The sequence below is a fragment of the Secundilactobacillus hailunensis genome (genome assembly GCF_005405185.1).
GTDB classification, from domain to species: domain Bacteria; phylum Bacillota; class Bacilli; order Lactobacillales; family Lactobacillaceae; genus Secundilactobacillus; species Secundilactobacillus hailunensis.
Genome location: NZ_BJDO01000019.1, coordinates 1 through 24,589 on the forward strand (window position 1 = coordinate 1; position 24,589 = coordinate 24,589).

Annotated in this window: 23 protein-coding genes and 1 other annotated feature; of the genes, 15 read left to right on the plus strand and 8 right to left on the minus strand. The window is 44.7% G+C overall.

Annotated features, from left to right (window positions below; all coding sequences use genetic code 11):
* Positions 1-225: 225 nt before the first annotated feature.
* From FFM73_RS06535 to FFM73_RS06550, 4 genes are read right to left on the minus strand one after another with little or no spacing between them, the layout of a single operon-like run.
* The gene (locus tag FFM73_RS06535) at positions 226-885 is read right to left on the minus strand and encodes a methionine ABC transporter permease (RefSeq protein WP_171001226.1); all 660 of its coding nucleotides are present in this window, start codon (positions 883-885) and stop codon (positions 226-228) included.
* Positions 886-888: 3 nt separating this feature from the next.
* A complete protein-coding gene (locus FFM73_RS06540) occupies positions 889-1,926 on the minus strand; it encodes a methionine ABC transporter ATP-binding protein (protein WP_137630974.1) in 1,038 nt (345 codons plus the stop codon).
* Positions 1,920-2,741: a MetQ/NlpA family ABC transporter substrate-binding protein gene (locus FFM73_RS06545; RefSeq protein WP_137630975.1), complete on the minus strand. Its 822-nt coding sequence runs from the start codon at positions 2,739-2,741 to the stop codon at positions 1,920-1,922. Before FFM73_RS06545 ends, FFM73_RS06540 begins: the two co-directional genes overlap by 7 nt.
* A 12-nt stretch (positions 2,742-2,753) precedes the next feature.
* Positions 2,754-3,710 (minus strand): ketopantoate reductase family protein, encoded by a 957-nt coding sequence (locus FFM73_RS06550; protein WP_137630976.1) that lies wholly within the window; start codon positions 3,708-3,710, stop codon positions 2,754-2,756.
* Between the two features lie 1,034 nt (positions 3,711-4,744).
* Here FFM73_RS06550 and FFM73_RS06555 point away from each other — a divergent pair.
* The 11 genes from FFM73_RS06555 to FFM73_RS06605 all read left to right on the plus strand — a co-directional run bounded on the left by FFM73_RS06555 (position 4,745) and on the right by FFM73_RS06605 (position 15,541).
* The gene (locus FFM73_RS06555) at positions 4,745-5,665 is read left to right on the plus strand and encodes a PLP-dependent cysteine synthase family protein (protein WP_137630977.1); all 921 of its coding nucleotides are present in this window, start codon (positions 4,745-4,747) and stop codon (positions 5,663-5,665) included.
* 15 nt (positions 5,666-5,680) lie between these two features.
* On the plus strand, positions 5,681-6,868 hold the full coding sequence (locus FFM73_RS06560; protein ID WP_137630978.1) for a trans-sulfuration enzyme family protein: 1,188 nt from the start codon (positions 5,681-5,683) through the stop codon (positions 6,866-6,868).
* Positions 6,834-7,400, plus strand: a complete 567-nt coding sequence (gene epsC, locus FFM73_RS06565) for a serine O-acetyltransferase EpsC (RefSeq protein ID WP_137630979.1) — start codon at positions 6,834-6,836, stop codon at positions 7,398-7,400. The genes FFM73_RS06560 and epsC overlap by 35 nt, the downstream gene beginning before the upstream one ends.
* Positions 7,401-7,592: 192 nt before the next feature.
* A complete protein-coding gene (locus FFM73_RS06570; protein WP_137630980.1) occupies positions 7,593-8,585 on the plus strand; it encodes a D-2-hydroxyacid dehydrogenase in 993 nt (330 codons plus the stop codon).
* 137 nt (positions 8,586-8,722) lie between these two features.
* Positions 8,723-8,970 (plus strand) — a binding site (T-box leader).
* Between the two features lie 136 nt (positions 8,971-9,106).
* Positions 9,107-9,907 carry a transporter substrate-binding domain-containing protein gene (locus FFM73_RS06575; protein WP_137630981.1) on the plus strand — a complete coding sequence of 267 codons (801 nt, stop codon included), beginning with the start codon at positions 9,107-9,109 and terminating at the stop codon, positions 9,905-9,907.
* Positions 9,908-9,922: 15 nt separating this feature from the next.
* Positions 9,923-10,642: an amino acid ABC transporter permease gene (locus FFM73_RS06580; RefSeq protein WP_137630982.1), complete on the plus strand. Its 720-nt coding sequence runs from the start codon at positions 9,923-9,925 to the stop codon at positions 10,640-10,642.
* Positions 10,602-11,423, plus strand: a complete 822-nt coding sequence (locus FFM73_RS06585) for an amino acid ABC transporter ATP-binding protein (protein ID WP_137630983.1) — start codon at positions 10,602-10,604, stop codon at positions 11,421-11,423. Before FFM73_RS06580 ends, FFM73_RS06585 begins: the two co-directional genes overlap by 41 nt.
* A 73-nt stretch (positions 11,424-11,496) precedes the next feature.
* Positions 11,497-12,654, plus strand: a complete 1,158-nt coding sequence (locus FFM73_RS06590) for an amidohydrolase (protein WP_137630984.1) — start codon at positions 11,497-11,499, stop codon at positions 12,652-12,654.
* A 53-nt stretch (positions 12,655-12,707) separates the two neighbouring features.
* Positions 12,708-13,802, plus strand: a complete 1,095-nt coding sequence (locus tag FFM73_RS06595; RefSeq protein ID WP_137630985.1) for an Ldh family oxidoreductase — start codon at positions 12,708-12,710, stop codon at positions 13,800-13,802.
* Positions 13,799-15,094, plus strand: coding sequence for an O-acetylhomoserine aminocarboxypropyltransferase/cysteine synthase family protein (locus FFM73_RS06600; protein ID WP_137630986.1), 1,296 nt, complete (start codon positions 13,799-13,801; stop codon positions 15,092-15,094). The genes FFM73_RS06595 and FFM73_RS06600 overlap by 4 nt, the downstream gene beginning before the upstream one ends.
* A gap of 15 nt (positions 15,095-15,109) precedes the next feature.
* Positions 15,110-15,541: a GNAT family N-acetyltransferase gene (locus tag FFM73_RS06605; protein ID WP_235874469.1), complete on the plus strand. Its 432-nt coding sequence runs from the start codon at positions 15,110-15,112 to the stop codon at positions 15,539-15,541.
* A 150-nt stretch (positions 15,542-15,691) separates the two neighbouring features.
* On the opposite strand, the gene FFM73_RS06610 is transcribed toward FFM73_RS06605, so the two are convergent.
* Together FFM73_RS06610 and FFM73_RS06615 are read right to left on the minus strand one after the other, a co-directional pair.
* On the minus strand, positions 15,692-16,849 hold the full coding sequence (locus tag FFM73_RS06610; RefSeq protein ID WP_137630987.1) for an ArgE/DapE family deacylase: 1,158 nt from the start codon (positions 16,847-16,849) through the stop codon (positions 15,692-15,694).
* A gap of 243 nt (positions 16,850-17,092) precedes the next feature.
* Positions 17,093-17,650: a PAS domain-containing protein gene (locus tag FFM73_RS06615; RefSeq protein ID WP_137630988.1), complete on the minus strand. Its 558-nt coding sequence runs from the start codon at positions 17,648-17,650 to the stop codon at positions 17,093-17,095.
* A gap of 151 nt (positions 17,651-17,801) precedes the next feature.
* Between FFM73_RS06615 and FFM73_RS06620 the strand changes: the two genes are divergently transcribed.
* From FFM73_RS06620 to FFM73_RS06630, 3 genes are read left to right on the plus strand one after another with little or no spacing between them, the layout of a single operon-like run.
* Entirely contained in the window at positions 17,802-19,103 is a 1,302-nt protein-coding gene (locus FFM73_RS06620) for a Y-family DNA polymerase (protein WP_137630989.1), read from the plus strand.
* A complete protein-coding gene (locus FFM73_RS06625) occupies positions 19,096-19,416 on the plus strand; it encodes an acetyl-CoA carboxylase (RefSeq protein ID WP_235874470.1) in 321 nt (106 codons plus the stop codon). Before FFM73_RS06620 ends, FFM73_RS06625 begins: the two co-directional genes overlap by 8 nt.
* Entirely contained in the window at positions 19,409-19,789 is a 381-nt protein-coding gene (locus tag FFM73_RS06630; RefSeq protein WP_137630991.1) for a hypothetical protein, read from the plus strand. Before FFM73_RS06625 ends, FFM73_RS06630 begins: the two co-directional genes overlap by 8 nt.
* A gap of 55 nt (positions 19,790-19,844) precedes the next feature.
* On the opposite strand, the gene FFM73_RS06635 is transcribed toward FFM73_RS06630, so the two are convergent.
* Positions 19,845-20,789 carry an aldo/keto reductase gene (locus FFM73_RS06635; RefSeq protein WP_137630992.1) on the minus strand — a complete coding sequence of 315 codons (945 nt, stop codon included), beginning with the start codon at positions 20,787-20,789 and terminating at the stop codon, positions 19,845-19,847.
* Between the two features lie 290 nt (positions 20,790-21,079).
* Here FFM73_RS06635 and FFM73_RS06640 point away from each other — a divergent pair, with 290 nt between their 5' ends.
* A complete protein-coding gene (locus tag FFM73_RS06640; RefSeq protein WP_137630993.1) occupies positions 21,080-23,206 on the plus strand; it encodes an AAA family ATPase in 2,127 nt (708 codons plus the stop codon).
* Between the two features lie 96 nt (positions 23,207-23,302).
* Here the strand turns inward: FFM73_RS06640 and FFM73_RS06645 are convergent, their stop codons facing one another.
* Positions 23,303-24,448, minus strand: a complete 1,146-nt coding sequence (locus tag FFM73_RS06645; RefSeq protein WP_171001227.1) for an MFS transporter — start codon at positions 24,446-24,448, stop codon at positions 23,303-23,305.
* Between the last annotated feature and the right edge of the window lie 141 nt (positions 24,449-24,589).

Sequence of the window (24,589 nt, forward strand, 5' to 3'; positions counted from 1 at the left end):
CTTTCCCAAAAGAAGCGCAATTGGAGGCTTGTTTACCGTGGAATTATGAACCTGATCAGCAATTAGTAACTGAATGAAATACAAAAACGGACTAACTCAAATATGAGGAAGTCCGTTTTGTGTTTCAATACGTCCGGTTATAGTGTGCTTACCTTTAAACCACAAAAAAAGAGCCAACAGGCAAATTTGCCCATCAGCTCCTCAAATCAATTTTCTAGTATCTATCTACTTCGTCAATCTCCGACTAACCACATTCCCAATCGTTTGAATGATCTGCACCAGGATAATTAAAATCACGATGGAGGTATACATAATATCAGGTTGGTAGCGCTGGAAGCCGTATTGGTAAGCAATGTCACCAAGACCACCGGCACCAACTAGTCCAGCCATGGCAGTTGCACCAATTAAACCAATGGTGGCTAACGTTAAGCCACGGATGATGCCGCTGCGCGCTTCACGTAGCAGTACGCGGGAAATAATTTTATAATTACTAATGCCCATTGACTGGTAGGCCTCGATAATACCGGGATCCACGTCCAGAATGGAAGATTCGATCAACCGTGCTAAGAAGGGCGCACAGTAGACTACCAGTGGTAAGATCACACCCCGAATCCCAATGGTCGTGCCCACTAATAGGCGGGTGATTGGTAGGATCAGGAACAGTAAGATGATGAATGGCAGTGACCGGAGGATGTTAACGATGGTTTCCAAAGTGGCGTGCAGCGTTGTATTGGGATACATGCCGTTAGCGTTAGTTTCAACCAACAGAATGCCTAGCGGAACACCAATGATAACCGTGATGACCAGGGTAATAATAGTCATCGTTAGTGTATCAGATAACCCACTTACGATGGTGCTTCCCCATTCAGCTATAAAATTCGACAATCTCTACCCGACCTCCTCTACAATAACGCCCTGATCCTTAAGATACTGAATCTCTGCGTCGTACTGATCATTATTTTCAATCGAAATGACTAACTTACCATAGGGCTGTTCCTTCAGATACTCGATGGAACCAGCCATGATGTTTGGTTCAACGCCGAACTTTTTGGTGAGCTGCGCAATCACTGGGAGGGAAGCCTCGTTACCGATAAACTTGATCAGCAGTACGTGATTGTGCTTTTCTGTCTCAACCAGCAATGACGCTGGTACACCAGCCAGGTCATTGGAACCCAAGAACTGGCGGGTAACTTCCTTCTTCGGGCCGGTGAAAACGTCAATGGTTCGGCCTTGTTCAACGACATTACCGGCTTCCATGATGGCAACCTTGTCGCAGATGCTTTTAACCACATCCAATTCGTGAGTAATGATGAAGATGGTCAAACCTAACTTTTGATTGATGTCTTTTAGCAGGTCCAAGATGGAACTAGTGGTTTCAGGATCCAGCGCACTGGTGGCTTCATCGGATAGCAAGATAGTTGGTTCATGCGCTAAGGCCCGGGCTACAGCTACTCGTTGCGACTGTCCGCCAGAAAGCTGAGAAGGGTAGCTGTTACGACGATCCCACAGACCAACGATTTTTAAATACTTTTCAGCCCGCTGTTCAATTTCGTCCTTAGGGATTTTTTCGAGCTTCAAAGGAATCGTAATGTTTTGGTAAATGGTGGCGGTCTTCAGTAAGTTGTAATTTTGAAAGATCATGCCGATCTTATGCCGTAACTGCGCTAAGGGTGCCTTCTTTAATTGCGTAATATCTTGATTATCAACTTTGACAGAGCCCTCAGTCGGGTTTTCCAGACCGTTGATCATCCGTATCAGGGTACTTTTACCAGCCCCGGAATAACCAATGACGCCGAAAATCTCCCCACGATCAACTGAGATCGACACGTCATGAACCGCATGGACTTCTTTAGTCGTAGCAGTACCCTTGAAGGTTTTGCTGACGTGTTTAAATTCAATTAATGGTGTCTTTGAATTTTCTACCATTGTGCAACCACGGCCCCTTTAAATTCCTTGTTGATGTAGTTTTTAATCGTCTTAGATTGGTAGTACTTCTTGACTTGTTTGATGACTTTGTCGTTCTTGTGGCCCTTTTGAACCACGAAGTAGTTAGCATATACGTTATGTTTTAAAGGTTCGTGAGCTAACGCGGTGTTGAGGTAAATATGGTTAGCCAACGCGAAGTTACTGTTGATTGCGGCAACCGTAATATCATTTAATTGCTTAGGTAATTGTGAAGCATCGAGTTCATAAATTTTGAGGTGTTTAGGGTTAGAAACAACGTCTTTCTTAGTGGCTTTTTCACCAGCCCCCTTACGTAACTTGATCACGCCATTCTTCTGGAACAGTTCCAGGGCACGGGTTTCATTAGCGGGATCGTTCGGGACGGCAATCTTGTCGCCGTTCTTAAGGTCCTTTAAGTTCTTGATGGACTTGGAATAGAGACCCATGGGCAGGGCAATAGTCTTAAAGGCTTTGTCGAACTTGTAGTTCTTGTCTTGTTCCTGCTGCGTTAAGAACTGACCGGTTTGGTAAGAGTTGGCACCGATATCACCGGAAGACAGTGCTGAGTTGGGTGTGTTGTAATCGGTAAAGGAACGCACGGTGATCTGCAGCCCATCTTTAGCGGCTAATTTTTTCACTTGGTCTAAGATCTGTTCGTGAGGGCCAGCGGTAACGCCGATGGTAATTTTTTTGGTGTTCAGTTGCTTACTTGAACTGTTACCGCAAGCGGCTAACGTTACGCTGGTGGCTAAGACTAATCCTGCAAGACCTAATAATTTTAAAATTCGATGCTTCATGTTGAATTCCCCCTATTTTTTACTTAAAACGTTGTTGGCGTGTTCGGCTAAATGAACAACGTCGCGCAAGAAGTCATGAGTAACGGCATTATAACCGTGTTTTTTACCCAATTCGTAAACGTAACCATTGATATAATCGACTTCTGTTGGCCGATTCTTGCGAATATCCTGAAACATTGATGAATAATGGTTTGGTGTTAAATCGCGAGTTTCATGATAAATCAACTCGGTGGCTTCTTCCTTAGTCTGAATCGGTTTGATGCCCGCTGCGTCAAAGACCGCGTAGTCTTCGGCAACCAACTTATCGACTAGTGTCGGTGCAATATCGGCGGCAATGAATTGACCTTGCTTCAGCTTGAACATTGAACTTAGCGTATTAACGACTGAGTTATAAATGATCTTGGTCAATAACGTGCCAATGAAGTTAGTGGTCAGTTCAGGGTTAGTTCCAGCAGCAGTCCATTCTTTGATAACTTCGTGAGTGAAATCGTCTGGTTTTTCAGTCTGGTTAACTAGGTGAAGTGAACCGGCATGCTTTTTACCGATGAAGTCCACGTCGCCAGGTTTAGTAAGAACCGTACCGATCATGGCCGTTCCGGCAATCACGTACTTTGGATCAAAGTATTGGTTGATCTTTTCGATATGACCCATGCCGTTCATCAGTGTGATGGCGTATTGCCCCTTTTTGAAGAAGTGAGCGCAACGGGTCAACATTTCTTGCAGGCCCATTTGTTTACACATAATGATGTAGGCATCCGGATTACCTTTATAATCTTCAGGGTAGTTAATGTTGATGGCTTCCAGGTGACGACCTTCACCGTCACGCGAAACATAAACGCCGCCTTGCTTCTTAATGGCTTCTACTTGGGGATCCCAATCATCAACGAAATCAACTTGCTGACCCGTTTGCTTAAGTAAAATTCCAAAACGAAGACCCATAGCACCTGAACCTAATACTGTATAATGCATCTAACCCACATCCTCATCAAAATTTTTAAAAAATGAACCGCTCATGAGTGGCCAAATAAAAAGTCCCTGCATTGCATAATATATGCAACACAGGGACGATTGGTTAACCGTGGTACCACCCAGATTACTAGTCAATGAACTAGTCTCTTGAACACAGATAATGTTCGGGGTTATATCGTATCCTCACGAATTATTGGCTTTCACCGCAAATTAAACTCCGAGCTCATCTTCTGCATCATTCAATCACCCGTTCTCACCAACCGGGGCTCTCTTGAAATTAAAGGGTGCGTACTCTTCTCATCAACGTTCCATTTTTTAATATGGTTGAATACTAGCAGGTAATGATTAAATTGTCAAATGGGTTTTAAGCTTCTGATTACCTGGTGTATCGGAATAATATAGTAGAAAACGTTAAAAAGAAAAAATTAAAAAACGAATTCTAAAATGAGAATTATCACATTATTTCTCATAAAGTTAAATTAATTTTGGGGCAGGTTTTGTCGCGGATTAACGTACTTTAAACACTATTTTTGAAAATCAATGTATTAAAAAAGGTTTGACAAGTTCAACTGCAAACGTTATATTGAACCCAAGTTATAAATCGAAGGAGGATCAACAATGACAACCCGTTCATTTAAAGTTCAAATGCAAAATACTTGTTGTCAAACGTCGCGCGAACTGCGATGTTTGGCCTGTTAAGCATTGACTTTTAAAGGGGTATTGTTGATTTAACCTAAAAGTCTCTGTTCCAGGTGGAACGGAGTCGAAGAGCGCGCAAATTCTGAAATATGGGATTTGGCGCTCTTTTTTTGTAGCAGAGCGTGGAACAAAACGGGTTGATGGTGGCGTATAAGGGCGGACTGGGAAAAATCCCGGTTTTGGATTTATCCCAGTCCGCCCTTCCGCATAACCATCAGTTTTGTGGAACGCGTTTAGGCGTGGTGGCCTAAAAAGGCCCTACATCTCAAGAAAATCAACAATCACCCCAACCAAGATCACCAAGCACAAACAATCAAGGAAGGGGACAACTCAAAATGCTAATTAAAAAAATCCAGCAGCTCATCGGCAACACGCCGTTGATCGACCTGCAAATCAACATTCCGAAACAGTCGCACATTTACGCCAAACTAGAAATGTTCAATCCGGGAGGCAGCATCAAAGATCGGCTAGGCCAGTACATGATTCAAGATGGTATCGACAAGGGTAAGATCAACGCGACGACTACCATCATTGAACCAACCGCTGGCAACACCGGTATTGGCGTTGCACTGGCGACTCAGGAACATCATTTACCAACGATTTTAGTCGTACCAGAAAAATTCAGTTACGAAAAGCAGACGCTCATGAAGGCGTTGGGGGCCAAACTGATCAATACGTCGTCTGAGGATGGCATCAAAGGGGCAATTAAAAAAGCCCGAGAGATAGCTGCTAAAACACCTAACAGTTACGTGCCGATGCAGTTTGAAAATCCGGCCAACCCAGCTGCTTATTACCACACCTTAGCGCCTGAGTTGATTCAAGATCTCGACCAGCCCATCGATGCGTTCGTTGCTGGTGCCGGTTCTGGCGGCACCTTTGCCGGAATTACGCAGTATCTAAAAGAACAAAATCCTGCTACTCAGTCGATCGTCGTTGAACCAGAGGGCTCGATTCTCAATGGCGGACCGGAACATCCGCACAAAACGGAAGGTATCGGAGTTGAGTTCATTCCACCATTTTTCAAAAACGTGCAGATCGACCAAACACTGACGATCTCGGATGCGGACGCTTTTAAGTACGTTCGGCAAATGGCTGCCCAGCAAGGATTATTTATCGGCAGTTCTTCCGGTGCGGCACTGGCGGCTAGCTTAAAGGTGGCGGAACAACTACCCGAAAATAGTACGATCGTAACGGTCTTTCCCGACAGTTCAGAGCGGTATATGAGCGAAAATATTTATCAAAAACCACAAAATTAAAGAGGAGATTTTAAAATGAAATTTGAAACGAAACTATTACACGGCGGCATTAGCGAAGATCCTTATACGGGCGCAACTTCCATTCCCATTTACATGGCATCCACGTTCCATCAAACCAAGATTGGGGAATCTAAGTACGAATATTCCCGTTCTGGCAACCCCACTCGTGAAGCCGTTGAAGCCCTGATTGCGGACCTTGAAGGCGGCACACAAGGCTTCGCGTTTGCGTCCGGTTCAGCTGCCATTGATACGGTCTTTTCAATGTTTAGCGCAGGCGATGATTTCATCGTCGGCAATGACGTTTACGGCGGGACGTTCCGCCTAATTAACACGGTATTGAAACGGTTTGGGATGACCTTCACAGTTGTTGATACCCGGGATCTGGCGGCCGTTGAAGCGGCGATTAAGCCTACTACCAAAGCCATTTACCTAGAAACACCGACTAATCCCTTGCTACGGGTGACAGATATCAAAGCCGTTGCTGACCTGGCTCGTGCCCATGGGTTACTGAGCATCATCGACAACACGTTCAGCTCACCTTACGTTCAGCGACCATTGGAATTAGGCGTGGACATCGTGTTACATTCAGCTTCGAAATACCTGGGCGGCCATTCCGATGTGATTGCTGGAGTAATCGTTACGAAGGATGCCAAGTTGGGTGACAAAATCGGCTATCTGCAAAATGCCATTGGTGGTATTTTGGCACCGCAGGAAAGTTGGTTACTGCAACGGGGAATGAAGACGCTGGCGATTCGGATGCAGGCGCATTTAGCCAATGCCCAGACCGTTTTTAATTACCTTTCAGATCAACCGGCAGTGGCTAAAATCTACTATCCGGGCGATCCGAACAACCCAGATTATGCGGTTGCTAAAAAACAAATGCATCACGGTTTTGGTGCCATGATCTCCTTTGAATTGCAGCCGGGACTTGACCCTAAAAAGTTCGTGGAAAATCTCAAAGTGATCACCTTGGCAGAAAGTCTGGGGGCGCTGGAATCCTTGATTGAGATTCCAGCACTCATGACTCACGGGGCTATTCCGCGTGATATTCGCCTAAAGGACGGTATTAAAGATGAATTGATTCGACTTTCTGTGGGTATCGAGGATGAAAAGGACTTACTGGCTGATCTAGACCGCGGCTTCCAAGCCGTACAAGGGAGTACTAACCATGTGGCAGACACCGCGAGCCATCCTCAAGCGTGATCCAGCAGCCCATAGTCTACTGGAAGTCATCCTGACTTATCCCGGCGTTCGGGCACTATTTTGGCACCGGATTGCCCATTTTCTAGATGGCCTGCATCACTATGTTTTAGCGGCTATGCTGAGCCAGCACGCGGCTAAAGTCACGGGAATCGCCATTGATCCAGCTGCTCAGATTGGCAAACGGGTCTTTATTGACCATGGCGTTGGCGTTGTAATTGGCGCTACTGCCATCGTTGAGGATGATGTCACTATTTTGCATGGGGTCACATTAGGTGCACGGAACGGTGTGAAAAATGGTCGGCGCCATCCAATTGTTAAGCGTGGTGCCTTTATCGGAGCCAACGCACAGTTGTTAGGCCCAATTGTAATTGGAGAAGGGGCTAAGATCGGTGCTGGGGCGGTCGTTTTGAATGATGTACCAGCACACTGCACGGCAGTCGGCAATCCAGCCCGATTGATTCGGAAAAAGCTGACGGTAATGCCTTTGCCCTTAAAGACTGACGAAAAACAGGTAAACTCGAATCGTGCGTAACAACGCGTATCATTGAAAACTCATAAAATTTTAATCTTAACATTGACACTATTTAGATACTGTTTAATAATGATAATTAAAAGTTATATGTTATCAATGCATAAACAGGCCTAAGGGGCTATTCCTTCTGGTTCTGTTTGTAGACTGGAAGAAATTCATTTGATTAAATATTGAGTAGGGGAATGGTATATTATGACGAAGATTTTAGCTTATCACGTACGAGAAGATGAACAGCCATTTATTGATCAATGGTCTAAAGAACATGGCGTTCAGGTTGACAGTATGTCAGAAGAATTACATGACGAAACGGTCGAGAAGGCCAAGGGTTATGATGGTGTTAATTTTAAACAACGGTCCGTTATTAGCCAAAGCCCAGCGTTTTATCAGAAATTAGCCAGCTATGGCATCACGCAATTATCTGCTCGTTCTGCTGGTATTGATACGGTGAATTTAAAGTGGGCGAAAGCCAATCATCTGCGGTTGACTAATGTGCCGTCATATTCGCCAGAAGCGGTAGCAGAAATGGTGTTAACACAAACTATGCAGCTGATTCGCCACATTCCTCAATTCAATGACCGACTTAGCGACAACAATTACGTTGTGCTGGGTCTGCGTTCTACTGAACTGACGGAATTAACGGTAGGAATCATTGGCGTTGGCCGAATCGGCGGTAAGCTCGCACGAATTTTTCACGCGCTGGGTGCAACGGTGATTGGCAATGATTTGCGGGCACCTCGCGAAGATTTACGTGGCATTATGACTTATGTTAGCAAAGAAGAACTCTATAAGCGCGCAGATATTATTTCCGTGCACGTTTGGGGCGGCGATGACAACTTTCATTTGATCAACGACAAAGCTTTTGCCCAAATGAAACCAACCGCTTACTTTATTAATGATTCTCGTGGCCCCGTTGTCGATACGCAAGCGTTGATTAGTGCACTGAATAACCAGCAAATTGCAGGCGCTGCACTCGACGTTGTGGAAGATGAAACTAAAATCTTCAATCAGAAATTCGATGGTGCAACGCCAATTGATCACTATAATCAACTGAAACAAATGACTAATGTTTTACTGACGCCTCATGTGGCATTTTTCACTGACCATGCGGTTAAGAACATGGTGACGCAATCGCTGGATGATACATTGGCGATTATTACTGGTGGAAAGAGTGAGCATGAGTTTTAGAGCAAGGCGTAAAGCGTATTTTAATTGAATTTGAGAACGTTCTGTTGAATAACATTTTCATCAAATTCCAACTTAATTTTAATTTTTATCTTGACACTGATTGTTACATGCTTAATAATAATCACAACTTAAATCAAACAAAAACGTGAGGATGAGTAAATCTATTTGTCAGTCATAGAGAGTCGCTGAGTTGATGAAAAGCGATACTGACAATAGATTGAAGATGGTCCGAGTAAAGTTGATTCGGCAAACAATCGTGAACTGAATTCGGGAACGCCCGTTATAGCGGTAGGGTATTTGATTTTTATCATGTACCTGAAGAGTCATAAATGAGTAAATTTATGAAATTAAGGTGGTACCGCGAAAGAGCGCTTTCGTCCTTTTCTACAATAAGTAGATTAAGGCGAAAGCGCTCTTTCTGTCTGTTAGGAGTGATCAAGTTTTTTAATAAACCGTTTGATGATAGTCAATACGCTGACAATTAATATTAACTGATGAACACATGAAAGGGGTATTCAATTATGAAAAAGCATCGTTATGGATTATGGACCATAGTTATTATCGTTATCATCGCAATTATTGGTGGAGCGGCCTGGTTTAATGGCAATAAAAAGGCTAGTTCGTCAACCAAGCCAACAATTAACATCGCTACTGCAGGAACTATTTTTCCAAATGCTTATCGGCAAAATCATAAACTGGTCGGGTATGACGTGGATGTTGCAAAGGCTGTTGCAAAAGCAGAAGGATACAAGACTAAATTCACCATTACTGATTTTGACGGTATTTTCGGTCAGGTAGACAGCGGTCGGGTGGATACCGTTGCCAATGATATTGGGGCCACGCCAGAAAGAAAACAAAAGTACATTTTCACTACACCATATAACAATGAAACAACCAATATCGCCGCTAAAAAGGGTACCAGTTATCAAAATTTAAAGGATTTTGAAGGTAAGACGGTTGCGACAAGTGGTGCAGGTAATAACTTTATCACTACACTTAAAAAGTATGATCCAAAAATTAAGATCAAAGTTTACGAAACCCGTGATCAAGCCACTCAAGCACTCATTACTGGCCGGGTGGATGGGCTGTTATATTCACGGGCGACACTGAGCGCCATTATTAAAAAACAAAACCTGAATTGGCATATTGTGAAAGATAGTGCTGGGCAAGCCTTAGTTGCTTATCCATTTAAAAAAGATGCTAATGGTAAAAAGTTACGTAAAGTCTTCAACAAAGGCCTTGCCAAGATTACTAAAAATGGCACTTTGAATAAAATTTCAAATAAGTACTTTGGTTACGACATTACAAGTCAAATTAAATAAGGAGACCGGATAGATATGACGTTTAGTTGGACTTATTTTATACATTTATTTCCACAGTTAATTAAGTACATTCCATTGACCCTGTTCATGGCGGTTATTGCGATGCTAATTGCAGTGGTGGCTGGCAGTTTATTAACTTTAGTACAACTTTATGCGGCTAAACCATTTCAATTACTCGTCAAACTCTATGTTTCGTTCTTCCGGGGAGTTCCAACGCTGGTATTACTCTTCATTGTTTATTATGGGTTACCAGAGATTTCGCCAGCTTTTAAAGGCGTTTCGGCTTTAACCGCTGCGATTGCTGGACTGGGGGTCAAACAGTCAGCTTACCTGATTGAAATTTTCCGTGCTGGAATTGCTTCTGTGGATCAAGGGCAGATTGAAGCTGGTGAAGCGCTGAACTTTAGCTTTTTACGGATCTTTACGAGTATTGTTCTACCACAAGCGGCGTTGAATGCACTGCCAGCGACTGGTAATACGTTTGTCTCGTTACTAAAGGAAACCTCGTTGGCTTTCACGTTAGGTGTGACCGAGATTTTTGCAGATGGTAAATTACTTGCCAGCGCTTCATTGCGATTCTTTGAAGTCTATGTAGCAGTTGGTTTGATTTATTGGATTATGATTATTATTTATACTTGGGCTCAAAAGCGCGTAGAAAATATACTCAGTAAGCCTTATAGGAGGGTGGTTGCCAATGTCATTGATTCAAGTCAGCAATCTAGCCGTGCAATTTAGCCGGCGTAAAGTTCTGAAAAATATTAACTTAACCTTAGAAAAAGGTAGCGTAACCGCAATTGTGGGACCATCTGGTTCTGGCAAGACAACGTTACTTCGAACGATGAATTTGCTGCAATTGCCATCAGAAGGAACGGTTACTGTTGCTGGTGTAACGGTGGATGCCAAACATATTAGTAAAACGGATGTGCATAAAATCCGTAATCAGTCGACCATGGTCTTTCAGCAGTTTAATCTATTCAAAAATATGACGGCATTGGAAAACGTGATGTCACCATTGATTTACAACAAGCTTGCTGGATTTGATGAAGTTAAATCAACTGCATTGGGAGTGCTACGTAATTTTGGACTTGAATCGATTGCTGATCAATATCCGGTGACGTTATCAGGTGGTCAGTCACAACGGGTATCAATTGCTAGAGCAATCGTTGCCAAACCCAAGGTCGTGTTATTTGATGAACCAACGTCAGCTTTAGATCCGGAAATGGTATCGGATGTTCTGACGACCATTGCTCAGCTTGCACAGCAGCATATCACAATGGTGATTGTTACCCATGAAATTGAATTTGCTCGTCAAATTGCGGATAATGTAATTTTTGTTGAAAACGGTGAAATATTAGCCCAAGGGCCAGCTAATCAAATTTTATCTACTGATGGCACTGGTAGAATTGCAGATTTTGTTAACTCGCTAGAAAAGCGAGTGACAATTCCAAAGACACCGCGAGCAAATACTGGTGTGGTAGCGTCTCGTCTAAGACTATTACAAAGTGGCACAAATTAAGAATTAGAATAGTTTCACTCAAGTTGAGCTGAGACTATTTTTCATAATCAATTTTGACTAAGGAGACCTATAAATGGCGATTTCAGCAACATTGTTATCAAAGATTACTGCTTACCGGCATGAGTTTCATCAGCATCCGGAAGTGTCTGCTCATGAATTTGAAACCACGAAAAGAATCACTGAGATTCTTGAACAGTGGGGGATTACAGTCAATAAGACGTCGTTAGTGACCGGTGTCGTGGCAACTATTGAAGGTACGCATCCTGGAAAGCAAGTGACATTGCGTGCCGATATTGATGCATTACCAGTGACCGAAGCGACGAATTTAACTTTTAAAAGTGTGAATGACGGCGTGATGCATGCATGTGGTCATGATATTCATTTATCTAGCTTATTAGGTGCGGCCTATATTTTGCAACACGAACGATCCGAGTTAACCGGAACAATTCAACTGTTATTTCAGCCTGCTGAGGAAGCGGAACATGGTGCGGAAAAGGTGTTAAAAGCCCATGTACTTGATCACACGGTTGCAATGGCAAGCTTTCATAATAATCCTAATTTGCCGGTTGGGACAATTGGACTAAAAGCTGGAAGCTTGATGGCAGGTTGCTATCACTTCGATATCACACTGCATGGTGCCGGAGCGCATGGCGCCAGGCCAGAAAAAAGTCGTGATCCAATTGTGGCACAGGCTGCTGTGGTATCAGCGTTGCAGACGGTAGTAAGCCGGAATGTGAAACCACTAGAAGCTGCCGTTGTCAGTGTCACACAGGTTCATGGTGGTGATACTTGGAATGTCTTGCCGGAGACGGTGACGCTTGGTGGTACAGTTAGAACCTTCAATGATGAAACTACTGAGCTGGTAAAGCGACGGATGGAACAGCTGGTCATGCAGGTAGCAGCTGCATATGACGTTACGGCAGATTTTGATTGGGCAATTGGCGCCTATCCGATTCAAAATGACGCAGATTTGGTGACGGCAATTAAGCCAACAGTAAGTGAACACGCAAAAGTAATTACACCCGAAGTGTCGATGGCTGGCGAAGATTTTGCCACCTTTCAGCAACGAATTCCCGGTGCTTTCGCGTTTGTGGGTTCTAATGGTGCACCCAATGCGGCAGATTGGCATGATTCGCACTTTGTGGGATTAGACGCTACCTTGGCGTTTGGTATTCAGTACTTTGTGGATGTGGCCCATGTTTTAGGCGAATATGCGGTTAAGTTAGGTTAGCGCACATGATTTTGATCATTGATTGAGAATTTACGAGAGGCAGTGGTGATAATTTGGCGAAGCGTTATCCAGTAAAAGCCTTGAAGAATTTAGTGAGCCAGATATTTCAACAATTGCAAGTAACACCAGCGGACAGTGAGCTGTGGGCCAACAATTTGATTGATGCAGATTTGCGTGGCATTCGTTCCCATGGTGTTCAGCGAGTAAGCATGTACGTTCGGAAATTACGTGCTGGCGACATTAATGTTCAGCAACATGCGATAATCGTAAAAAATGGTGGTGCAGTTACAGTGATTAATGGGCAACACGGCATTGGTCAAAAAATTGCTACAGAAGCCATGCAACACGCTATTGATCAAGCACATAGATTGGGTGTCGGTATCGTCAGTGTCCGGCGTTCCAATCATTTTGGAGCAGCTGGGTATTACGCTCGTTTAGCAAGTCAGGCGGGACTGATTGGCATTTCAATGACCAACACGAACCCGTTAACGGTGCCGACTGGTGCTCGGAATGCTTTCTTGGGTAGCAATCCAATTGCGGTGGCAGTGCCGGCTGACCCCCATGATTTTGTGTTTGATGGGGCGATGTCCACGGTATCGCTAGGAAAGTTTGAAATATTGGCGAAAAGTAATCAGAAAGTGCCTGGAACCTGGGCGTTGGATGAGAATGGTCAGGTTACTCAAGAACCAAAACGATTGTTAGATAATATGCAGCAAACACGTCGGCGCGGCGGTGTACTGCCAGTTGGCGGGTTAGGAGAGACGGATGCTGGCTATAAAGGATTTGGGCTGACACTGATTGTGGAACTATTGACTTCAGTGTTAGCACAAGGACCAATATCCGCTGATTTAGGTGGTAAGCAATTTGGTATCAGCCATTTTTTTATGGCGTTGGATCCAGCCTTCTTTGGTGATCCTGTGGCGATTAAGACTCGAGTAACTGCGCTATTGGCGCGACTACGTGAATTACCAAGATTGGGACTAACGGGTGTCCGAATTGCCGGTGATCGAGAATGGCAAACTTATCAGCAAAATCGAGTTGACGGAATTGTTTTAGAACCGGCAACTATTCAAGAGTTAAGTCAAATTGCAGTTGACCTTGGTGTTGACAGCAGTCTGGTATTTGGGAGAAAGGGTGGATTAAATTGAGTAACGAAAAATTTGATACGAAGCGATTACACGCTGGTTATGAGCCAGCAGACCATCAGTATGCCTCATCGGTACCGATTTATGAATCGGCAGCTTTTGGCTTTGGCGATGCTGCTCGAGCAAATGGCATCATTGGCGGTACGGTGTCTGGTTATAGTTACACACGTAATGGAAATCCCACTACTAAAGTGCTGGAGGAACGGATTGCCGCTTTGGAAGGCGGTGTCAGTGCAGTAGCGGTCGGGTCAGGAATGGCGGCCATTACGTATACGATTTTAAACGTGGCTGAGGGCGGTGGCCGCATTTTAGCACCAACTAATATTTATGGTGCCAGCTTAGATGAATTCCGCACGCTGTTTCCGAAATTCGGTATTCAGGTTGATTTTTATGATGATGTGAATGATTTAGATGAAGTGAAAAAACGACTTCAACCAGATACCAAAGCAATCTACGTTGAAAGTGTCGCTAATCCGAGTACGGAAATCACTGATATTGAAGCTTTGGCCAAAATTGCCCATGACAACGGGATACCATTAATTGTGGACAATACCTTTCCAACGCCATATCTACTACAACCGTTTAAATTTGGCGCGGATATTGTCGTTTACTCATCGACCAAGGGGATTAACGGTCATGGTAATGTGATCTCTGGACTGGTTGTTGATCACGGACAGTTCGACTGGTCAAATGGTAAATTTCCGCAGTTTACAGAACCTGAATTTACTTTGGGCGATGAGGAAAGCGGTGAGCAGGCAAGTTTCGTTGATAAATTTGGCGCTGGCGCTTTTGCAGCCCGCATTCAAGTCAAATACGTGCGGTTATTTGGTGGACTCTTGGGACCATTTGAAGCCTATCTGGTATTGATTGGATTGGAGACAATCTCAGAGCGCTTAGAAAAGGAAGTCGCCAGTGCCACTGCTATCGCTAAATTCTTAGCAGCCAATTCCCACGTGAAACACGTTTATTATTCTGGTATTGAGCCGAATAATCCGCTGGTACATAAGTATTTACCAAAAGGGATTGGTGCTATTTTGGCGTTTGAAGTAGCTGGCAGTGAAAATCAGGTAGCGACCATTTTGAACACGGTTAAAATATTCAGCTATCTACCGAACGTGGGGGATGCTAAGTCGCTAATCGTGAATCCAACGCGGACAACGCACCGAGAAATTCCTAGTACAATTCGAGCTAAACATGCTTTAAACAACCAGGTCATTCGATTATCAATTGGTCTAGAAGACGTTGATGATTTAATTGCTGATTTAAATCAGGCAATTGAGCAAGCTTTTAAATAAGTGTGGAAGAAGTGAGTGAGTTTGAAAATCCGGCAAATGGTACCCGATGATTATGAGTCAGCCTACCAACTGTGGACACGGACACCGGGCATGAATTTAAAGTCTTTGGACAATAGCTATGAGGGCATAAAAAAGATCATCGATTGTAATCCAAAGCTTTGTTTTGTTGCGGAAGATCAACAGCAGATTGTGGGAACCTTACTGGGTGGCACCGATGGTAGAAAGGGTTATTTTTACCATACAGCAGTTGATGAACGTTATCGGCATCAACATATTGGTAGCCAATTGATTCAGCTGGTGTTAGAAGGGTTCAAAAAACAAGGTGTTCAGAAAGTCGGTTTGTTTACAACTAATGATAATCTAGAAGGAAAAACGTTTTGGAAACACCTCGGCTTTAGTGAGCGGGAAGATATTACGTATTTAGATAAGGATCTGACGGATAGCTAAAACGGGTAAAAACAATCTGTTTATAAATGAAACTGAATTTAATAGGGTTCTCAAAGTTGGAAATAACTCTGAGGACCCTTTTGTGATAAAAGATTATCTGGAACGCAAAAAAAGTGCTGATGATTTCTCATCAACACTAAATGCAGTTCATTATTTCTTTTTCAATTCTTTCAAAGCCTTTAAAGCAACTTCTTTATAAACGTCATCCATCACTAAGAACTGGCTGAGTTCAATGTATTCGTTCATCTTGTGCGCGTTCTCCCAGTCACCAGCACCCATGACGATGATTGGAAATTGGTTTTCTGCTTTCCGGTATTCTGAAGCATCAGTAGCACCGTGGATGACCTTCAATTCAACTTCCCGGTTAAGGGCTTTGCTGGATTCGGTCTGCGCCAATTGAACCAGTGGGTCTTCCTTATCGGTGACCATTGGATCAAAGGACATGTCCACGTTAAAGGACAGGTCGGCACCGGGGGCAGAATTCAGACCACGGGTGATCATGTTCAACCGCTTGATGACGGCGCCGTTACCAAATTCAGGTGTGGCGCGGATGTTACCTTGCAGTTCCGCGTGGCCGGGAATCGTGTTCACTTGATCGCCACTGTTAAAGATGGTGATACTGTGAACCAGTGGGCCAACTTCCTTGCTGGGCTTCACATCGGTAAACAGGTCAGCTTCGGCATTCACAAACTTAACCAAATTGGTCAAAGCGTTCACGCCTTGTTCTGGAATGGAACTGTGAACTGGCGTACCTTCTGAAGTAACGGTGTAATTCAGCGAACCATTGTGGGCGTATACCACGTCGCCACTGGTTGGTTCACCAATGATCATGCCGTCAACGTCATCGACTTCACCCTGTTCAGTCAACTGTTTAGAACCGGCAGCACCGTATTCTTCGCCAACCGTTGCTAATAGACGAATCCGGCCGGGAATTTTAGTCTTGCTGTCTGCTAGGTCAATCATAGCGATGACCATAGCAGCTAAATTACCCTTCATATCAGCACTGCCACGGCCGTAAAGACGGTCACCGTGGATCTCGGCTGACAACGGGTCATGTGCCCAGTCGTCTAAATCACCGAAACTGACAGTATCCATGTGGCCGGCAAAGGCAAAGACGGGTGTGGCGTCTGGCTTGCCAAGTTCAGCAATCAGGTTATTGCGCCCCTTAGACGTTTCAACTTGCTTGACCGTGATGCCGTGATCCGTGAGTAGCTTTTCTAAGTAATCTGCGACCTTCTTTTCATGGTCATTAGCCGAATCAATTTGCACCAAGTGCGTTAGGATGTCAATTTTATTTTGTTTATCCATGGTGACCTCCACTTTCATTTTCAGACTTATACTATAAGTATAGACTTTTTTACTTCACTTGTCCCTTTTATGGCTTTGTTGGTCATGTATGAAAGAGCTTTGAAATGCGATAATGACGGTCTTTAAATGGATTTTCACGGATTTAGCACTGTGGGGTGTAAACTGATAATTTATTACATTTTTCACTAACTGATCTAGTCAATAAAAAACGTCATTCTGATATTTGAATGGCGTTTTTAATGCTTATTTTGGTTGTTGTGAGGCACCCGTAGTGGTATCGATATTGTCAGGCATCTTCGGCTTGGCGGAAGCTCCCGTTGTGGCATCAGCCGTGTGAGCTGGTTTATCCGGCTTAGATGATGCACCGGAAATGGCGTCAAACGCACCGTTTCCAGACATTGCTAAAATTTGATCAACGTTGGCGGTACACTCCAGCGTTCCGAGGTAAGTGCCAGCGTCATCGTGCAACGCGTAATAAGTCGTCATGATCTTATGGCCCTTTTGCGTGCTGGGAATGGTCATTGAATCCCGCTTACCAGCTTTAAAGCTTTCGATGAGTGATTTGATAGCAGGGAGGATCTTAGCTGGATGAATTTCTGCCAGCGTTTTGCCAAGCTGATCCTTGGAACGCACGTGATTTCGGTTGGGTTGATCCGAGTACCAGCCGAAACGGTCGTTAGCATCGACCAGATCTAATTCGAAAGGAAGTGTTTTAAATATTTGCTGCAGTTCAGTCAACGTTAACGTCCCACTAGGAAAAGTGACACGGGCGTCCTTCATAAATGGTTTATCATCTGACATATGATTACCCTCCAATATTTAATTGTTACTCTTATTATAGTACGAATTTACGGTAGCTTCGAAATTAGGGACCGAAAGATAAAATAAAAGCTTGCCAAATACGAACGTGTGTTTGTATAATGTAGTCAAACATACGTTCGAGGTGAGCATGATGAATTATCAAAATGAACCTCATGGTGTCTTTTTCTTAATTGATAATAAGTCCTTCTATGCCAGCGTTGAAGCGGTGGCACGGGGGCTTAATCCCTTAAAGGTAACCTTAGTTGTGATGAGCGAAGCCGATAATACCAATGGCGGTCTAGTGTTGGCAACGTCACCGGAAGCCAAGTTACGCTATCATCTGCAGGCGAACGTTTCTCGTCAGCGCGAGGTACCGCAAGACCCCCAGTTAATGGTGGTCCCGCCACGGATGAATTTATACATCAAACGTAATTTGCAGATCAATGATATTTTTCGCCGCTTCGTCGCCAATGAGGATTTGATGCCATATTCGATTGACGAATCGATTCTTGATGTCACGCACTCGTGGCAGTTATTTGGTCAAACACCGCGAGAGGTAGCCGTTCGAATTCAAAAAACCGTCCGCCGGGAACTGGGATTATATACCACGGTTGGTATTGGTGATAATCCGCTGCAGGCGAAATTAGCGCTGGATCTATACGCTAAGCACACACCGGATTTAATTGGTGAGATTCATTATGATACTGTTCCGAAAACCATTTGGCCGGTTGATCAATTGACCGATGTTTGGAGTATCGGTAAGCGGACTGCCAAACATCTGAATCGTTTGGGGATTCATAATATGTATGAATTGGCGCACGTTGATCCTTATCAATTGAATGCGGAAATGGGCTTAATGGGTCAGCAGTTATTTGCGCTAGCTTGGGGGATCGACCGGTCACAGCTGCGTAAACGGCGCGGACCCAAGAACGCCAGTCTGGGAAACTCGCAGGTCTTGCCACGTGATTACGTGCAGCAGGCGGAAATTGAAACCGTGATCAAGGAAGTTGGCGAACAGGTGGCAGCCAGATTGCGGCATCATCACAAATTAGCTGGCTGTATTTCACTGGGAGTTGGCTTTTCTTACGCTGCTAGCGAAGCGGATGGTCGTAGTGGGTTTCATCAAGAACTGCGGATCGTACCGACTGATCAAAATGTCGTCATTAGCCAAGCGCTGTTGCAGATCTTTCACCAGCATTGGCAGGGGCAAGCGATTCGCAACCTGGCCGTTTATACCAGCCGACTTAGTCCAGCAACTGGCTTGCAACTAAACTTTTTTGAACCGGCTAAAAATCAGATCAAGCGGGTAAAAGCAGATCATGTCGTGGATGATATCCGAGACCAGTTTGGGTTTACCAAATTAGTTTACGCCAGCAGCCTCATGCACGGTGGCACGGCCATCAGCCGAGCTTCGCTGGTTGGCGGTCATAATGGAGGCAACGCTTATGAATAATGATTTAAAACTGATCACGACACGGCTGGATGCCGGTTTTAAACGCCAAGATCAGGTCCGCTACCAAGTCGTAATTGCCAATGATCCGTATGATCAAACCTATAATTTCTTTTTGAACTATCAGCACCGTAATCGGCGGTTAAAGTCACAGCCACTGCATTCAGTTCGCAACTATTCGTTGACTTATCTTGAACAGCTTATTCAGGGGCTGCGTGACCATACGCAACTCAGTTTTGAATTTGTCGGTTTTACGGGACAGCGCTGGCCGACCAGTCAGCAACGCATTCAATTCAGGCGATTAAACGATGAGTAAATTAAAGCAAATTGATGACGATGTACTGGTTCAACGCTTCTTTGACCACGATTATCAAGACCGCGGTGTCGTTAAATGGCAGGGCTTTTACCTGTCAGATCACACGGCAGCACTGAAAAAACAAGCGCGACAAGAAGCGGTTAAACATCCCGCTAAGACGCAGCAATCGCTGGAAGAGATGTCGGCCATTTTGAGTGATGCCTACGCCAATGGGAAGCGCGTCAGCATTCAGTTGAATGCTCGTAATCCTAACGGTGAGTTTGTGCCAGATTTAACGGGTCCAGTTATCGGTTACGAAGACGATGCCGTTTATTTGGCAGATCAGCCACCGGTATCGTTATCGGAGATGCGCCACGTAACTAAAATTAGCTGAAGAGCGTAAAGAAGCGTTACCTGAAAGTTCAGGCAACGCTTCTTTACTAGTTTACTTATTTAAAAGTACTAAATGCTGTTTCAATCGTTTGATATTCTGCATCGGTGAGTTCAACGGTCAGTGCTTTAGCGTTAGCAGCGACTTGATCTGGCTTCTTGGCACCTGGAATGACCACACTAATGAGTGGGTCCTTGATGTACCAAGCCAAAACAGTTTGCGCTACCGTAGCGTCGTGAGCTTCAGCAATTGGCCGAACTGTATCAACCGCTTTTAAGATTTGGCTATACAGGGGTTCTTGGAAGATCGGCATCCCGCTGCGAATGTCGTCTTTCGGGAAACTAACATCGCGTTGGTACTTGCCAGTCAGCAAGCCACTTGCCAATGGGAAGTAAGGAACAAAGCTAATATTGTTCTGCTTTAAATAAGGTAGTGTTTCCGCACCTAAGTCTTGGTGAACCAGACTGAATTGATCCTCGACTACGTCAACGTAACCGTCAGCATTGGCTTCTTTAATCTGATCCAGACTGAAATTCGAGACCCCAATGGCGCGGATCTTGCCTTGTTCACGCAAGCACTCCAGGGCACCCACGGCTTCTGCTTTAGGGGTGTCCTTATCTGGGAAGTGCAGGTAGTAAATATCAATGTAATCCGTACCCAGCCGTTTCAGGCTGTTTTCAACCTGCTGCGTGATGAACTTAGGATCGTTGCGAACAACTTCTTCGCCCGTTGACATATCCTGAGCACCCTTAGTGGCAATGACCAACTTGTGGCGGTCGAAGTCCTTGATGGCTTGACCCACTAACTCTTCAGAATGGCCCAGACCGTAGACGTAAGCTGTATCTAGCAAAGTAATGCCGTTTTCGATTCCCGTTTTAACGATGTTTAAACCGTCGTCATCATTTAAATTGGGGAATAAATTATACCCACCAACAGCATTGGTCCCGAGGCCTAATGGTGTTGAGGTTACTTCTGATTTACCGATTTTAACTGTATTTGACATATGAATCCTCCTTGTAAGCGTTTCACTACACGGGTTTATTATAACGAATATGGTTACTAAAATAAATGAAAAATATTTTAGCACTCTGCTTGCACGAGTGATAAAAATGTGATACTATACAATTGTTGGCGGGGATAAAGGAACTATATCAGACTTGTGTTTGATATCATTTCCTTATCCGCCTCGACTGACTAGACTAACCAACTTAATAGCAATCAGCGAGGCACCGTCGACCAGACGGTGCCTTTGCGTTGCGCTTGGGTGTCAAATCATATGGGGGTGCAAGAAATATGGCAAATAATTTTAACGATCCATTCTTCAATAACAATATGGATGATATGTTTAACAACCTTTTTCGACAGATGGGCAACGGTGAATCTGCGCGCTACGAAGTAAACGGGCATGAATTAACGCCTGACGAGTTTGCTCAATACCGGGCAACTGGCAAGTTACCAGATCGCCAACACGAAATTCCAGTGAATGATGCCGGTGACCACGCGGTTAAAAAAGGTGGTATTTTGGAAAAGTTAGGGCGTAACCTGACCCAAGAAGCCCGTGATGGTCTACTAGATCCAGTTATCGGCCGGGATAAGGAAATTCAAGAAACTGCCGAGATCTTAAGTCGGCGGATCAAGAACAATCCAATCTTAGTTGGTGATGCTGGTGTCGGTAAAACTGCCGTGGTTGAAGGCTTGGCACAGGCGATTGCGGACGGTAAAGTTCCTGAAGCCGTGCAAGGTAAAGAAATCTGGTCCATCGATCTGTCCTCACTGGAAGCTGGGACTCAGCTCCGGGGTTCATTTGAAGACAACATTAAAAACCTAGTTAAAGAAGTAAAGGCTGCCGGCAACGTGATCCTGTTCTTCGATGAAATTCATCAGATCTTAGGCATCGGCTCTACCGGTGGTGAAGACGGCGGCAAAGGGCTGGCTGACATCATTAAGCCATCACTTTCCCGTGGTGACATTACCGTAATTGGGGCCACGACTCAGGATGAATATCGCAACACCATTTTAAAGGACACGGCGTTAGCTCGTCGGTTTAACGATGTGACGATCAATGAACCATCACCGGCCACGACCTTGGAAATTCTTAAAGGGGTCAAAGGTCTCTACGAAAAGCACCATCACGTCACGTTACCAGAGGATGTTTTGAAAGCGGCTGTTGACTATTCCGTTCAATATATGCCGCAACGGACTTTACCAGATAAGGCTATCGATCTGATCGACATGACCGCGGCTCATTTGGCGGCTGGCAATGCCGGTACGGATGAAGCCAGTCTGAAAGAACAGTTGAAGACGGCCGAAAAGACGAAGAAAGACGCGGCTAAAGCTGAAGATTACGAAAAAGCAGCCAAAGCTAAGGAACAAGTCGATAAGCTCCAAGCCCAGATCAAGAATACGGATGACAGCACCGAAAATAAGGTAGTTGCAACGCCTAACGATGTGGCCGAATCAGTTCAACGGTTGACTGGGATTCCAGTGGCTAAGATGGGTACCAACGATATTCAACGACTGAAGGGCGTGGCTAAGCGGTTAAAGGCTAAGGTCATCGGCCAAGATGAAGCCGTGGATATGGTTGCTCGAGCTATTCGGCGTAACCGGGCTGGCTTTGACGAAGGTAATCGGCCAATTGGCAGCTTCCTGTTCGTCGGTCCGACTGGTGTTGGGAAGACGGAATTAGCCAAGCAGTTAGCCTTAGATATGTTTGGTAATAAGGATGCCATCATCCGGTTGGACATGAGTGAATACAGTGATCGGACCGCGGTTTCTAAATTAATTGGGACCAGTGCCGGTTACGTTGGCTACGAAGATAACGGCAACACCTTAACTGAACAGGTTCGTCGTAATCCATACTCAATCGTTTTACTAGATGAAATTGAAAAGGCGGATCCGCAAGTTTTGACCCTGTTGCTGCAAGTTATGGACGACGGCCGGTTGACAGATGGCCAGGGTAACGTAGTCAACTTTAAGAACACGATCATCATCGCCACCTCTAACGCTGGCTTTGGTAATGAAGCATTGACTGGCGATAAGGATAAGGACGAGAGCCTATCCGATCGTTTGGCACCTTACTTCAGACCAGAATTCTTGAATCGGTTCAACGGTATCGTCCAGTTCAGTCATTTGACTAAGGATGATCTGAGTCAAATCGTTGACCTGCTGTTAGACGATGTGAACAAGACGTTGGCCAAGAAGGACATTACTTTGACGGTATCCGACGATGCGAAGAACTGGTTGATGACTGAAGGCTACGATGAAGCCATGGGCGCACGACCACTGCGTCGGGTCATTGAACAGCAGATTCGTGACAAGGTTACCGATTTCTATCTGGATCACTTGGATGTTAAACACCTACAAGCTGACCTAGTAGATGGCACGATTAAAATTAGTGAAAAGGCGGCGGTGACTGCTTAATCAAAACAGTGATTAAACGGTTTGTTGCCACAGATTAAAGGACGTTCACTTATCAGTTTATGACTGATAGGTGAACGTCCTTTTGTGTTTTCAGATTTATACTTTTCGACGCGCGTAGAACAGCGTTAAGAATAAGTAAGCAATGGTGAAATATAGCATCACTTGAAACATGGTGGTGTAATTGCTGAAATCGATAATTTTTCCCAGGAGATAAGCGCCGATTCCCATGCCAAAATCATAGCAGTTCAAAAACTGGCCAGTGGCTGATTCACGGCGTTCGTTACCAGCTGCTTTCAGAACCCATGATTGTACAGTAGGAAAGATCGCACCATCGGCCGCCCCAAAGAAAACGCCGGCTAAAATGAGCTGCCACTGACTCTGCAGCGTACAGATGAGGATAAAACTAATGATCAGGCCGACCACGCTTGGCAGCATCACGAAAAATGGTCCTTGTTGGTCGAACAGATTCCCCACGATTGGCCGTAAAACGACGCCCACGATAGCAGCGGTAAAGAAGAACCAGGCCGTGCCGTGAACGTGACGTATACCAGCGAATAAAGTAATGTAGGAAAGTACGCCGCTTTGAATTAAACCTAGGCAGAAGATCAGCAGTGATTGGGGCAAAAAATCCTTTTGAATACCGGCTAGCCGAATTTTCTTAGTGACGATAACCGGTTTAACCTTAGGCTTGATAAAGGTCAGCATGCCCATTGCCAGTATTAATATGATAATGCAGGTCAGAAAAAAGGCGTTAAAGGAGATCTTTTGAGCAATCGGTAAGGCTACTAGGGGTGCTATGGAAGCAGAAAACATACTGCTGATACCAAAGTAGCCAATGCCTTCGCCCATGCGATTTAATGGCAGTTCATCGGCTGCGGCGGTGGCAAAGTAAGTGGTCCCCAGGCCATGCCCAATCCCGTTTAACAACCGGAAGGCAATCAGGGGGGCAAAGGCGGTGAATAGCGGATAGCAGACGGATGCTACCAGATAGAGCAAGACGCCAGCTATCAGCAGAGTCTTCTTTTTAAAATAGTGCAATAACCGTTCCGAAAAGAGCCGTACCACCATCGCTGCGAACATGATCGCCCCAACGAAGAGGCCAATCTGAGAAGCACTCATTCCCAGTGATTTTCCGTAAAGCGGCAAAACGGGGACCTGCATGTTGTATACCATGAAGAGTAGGGCATCGCCAGCCATCAGCAGAATAAAGTTTTTCGACCAGATAGAGCGCTTTGAAGCCATTAAAAACATCCTTTCCAAGCAAAAAGCCAGCCAAAATTATTGCTAATCTTGTCTGGCTTCTGCCGTCCGATTTTCATCTTATCTCGTCATACGATGCTCCGATTAAGTAACTTAAAGCTACCGAAATCCGTTAATTTTGTC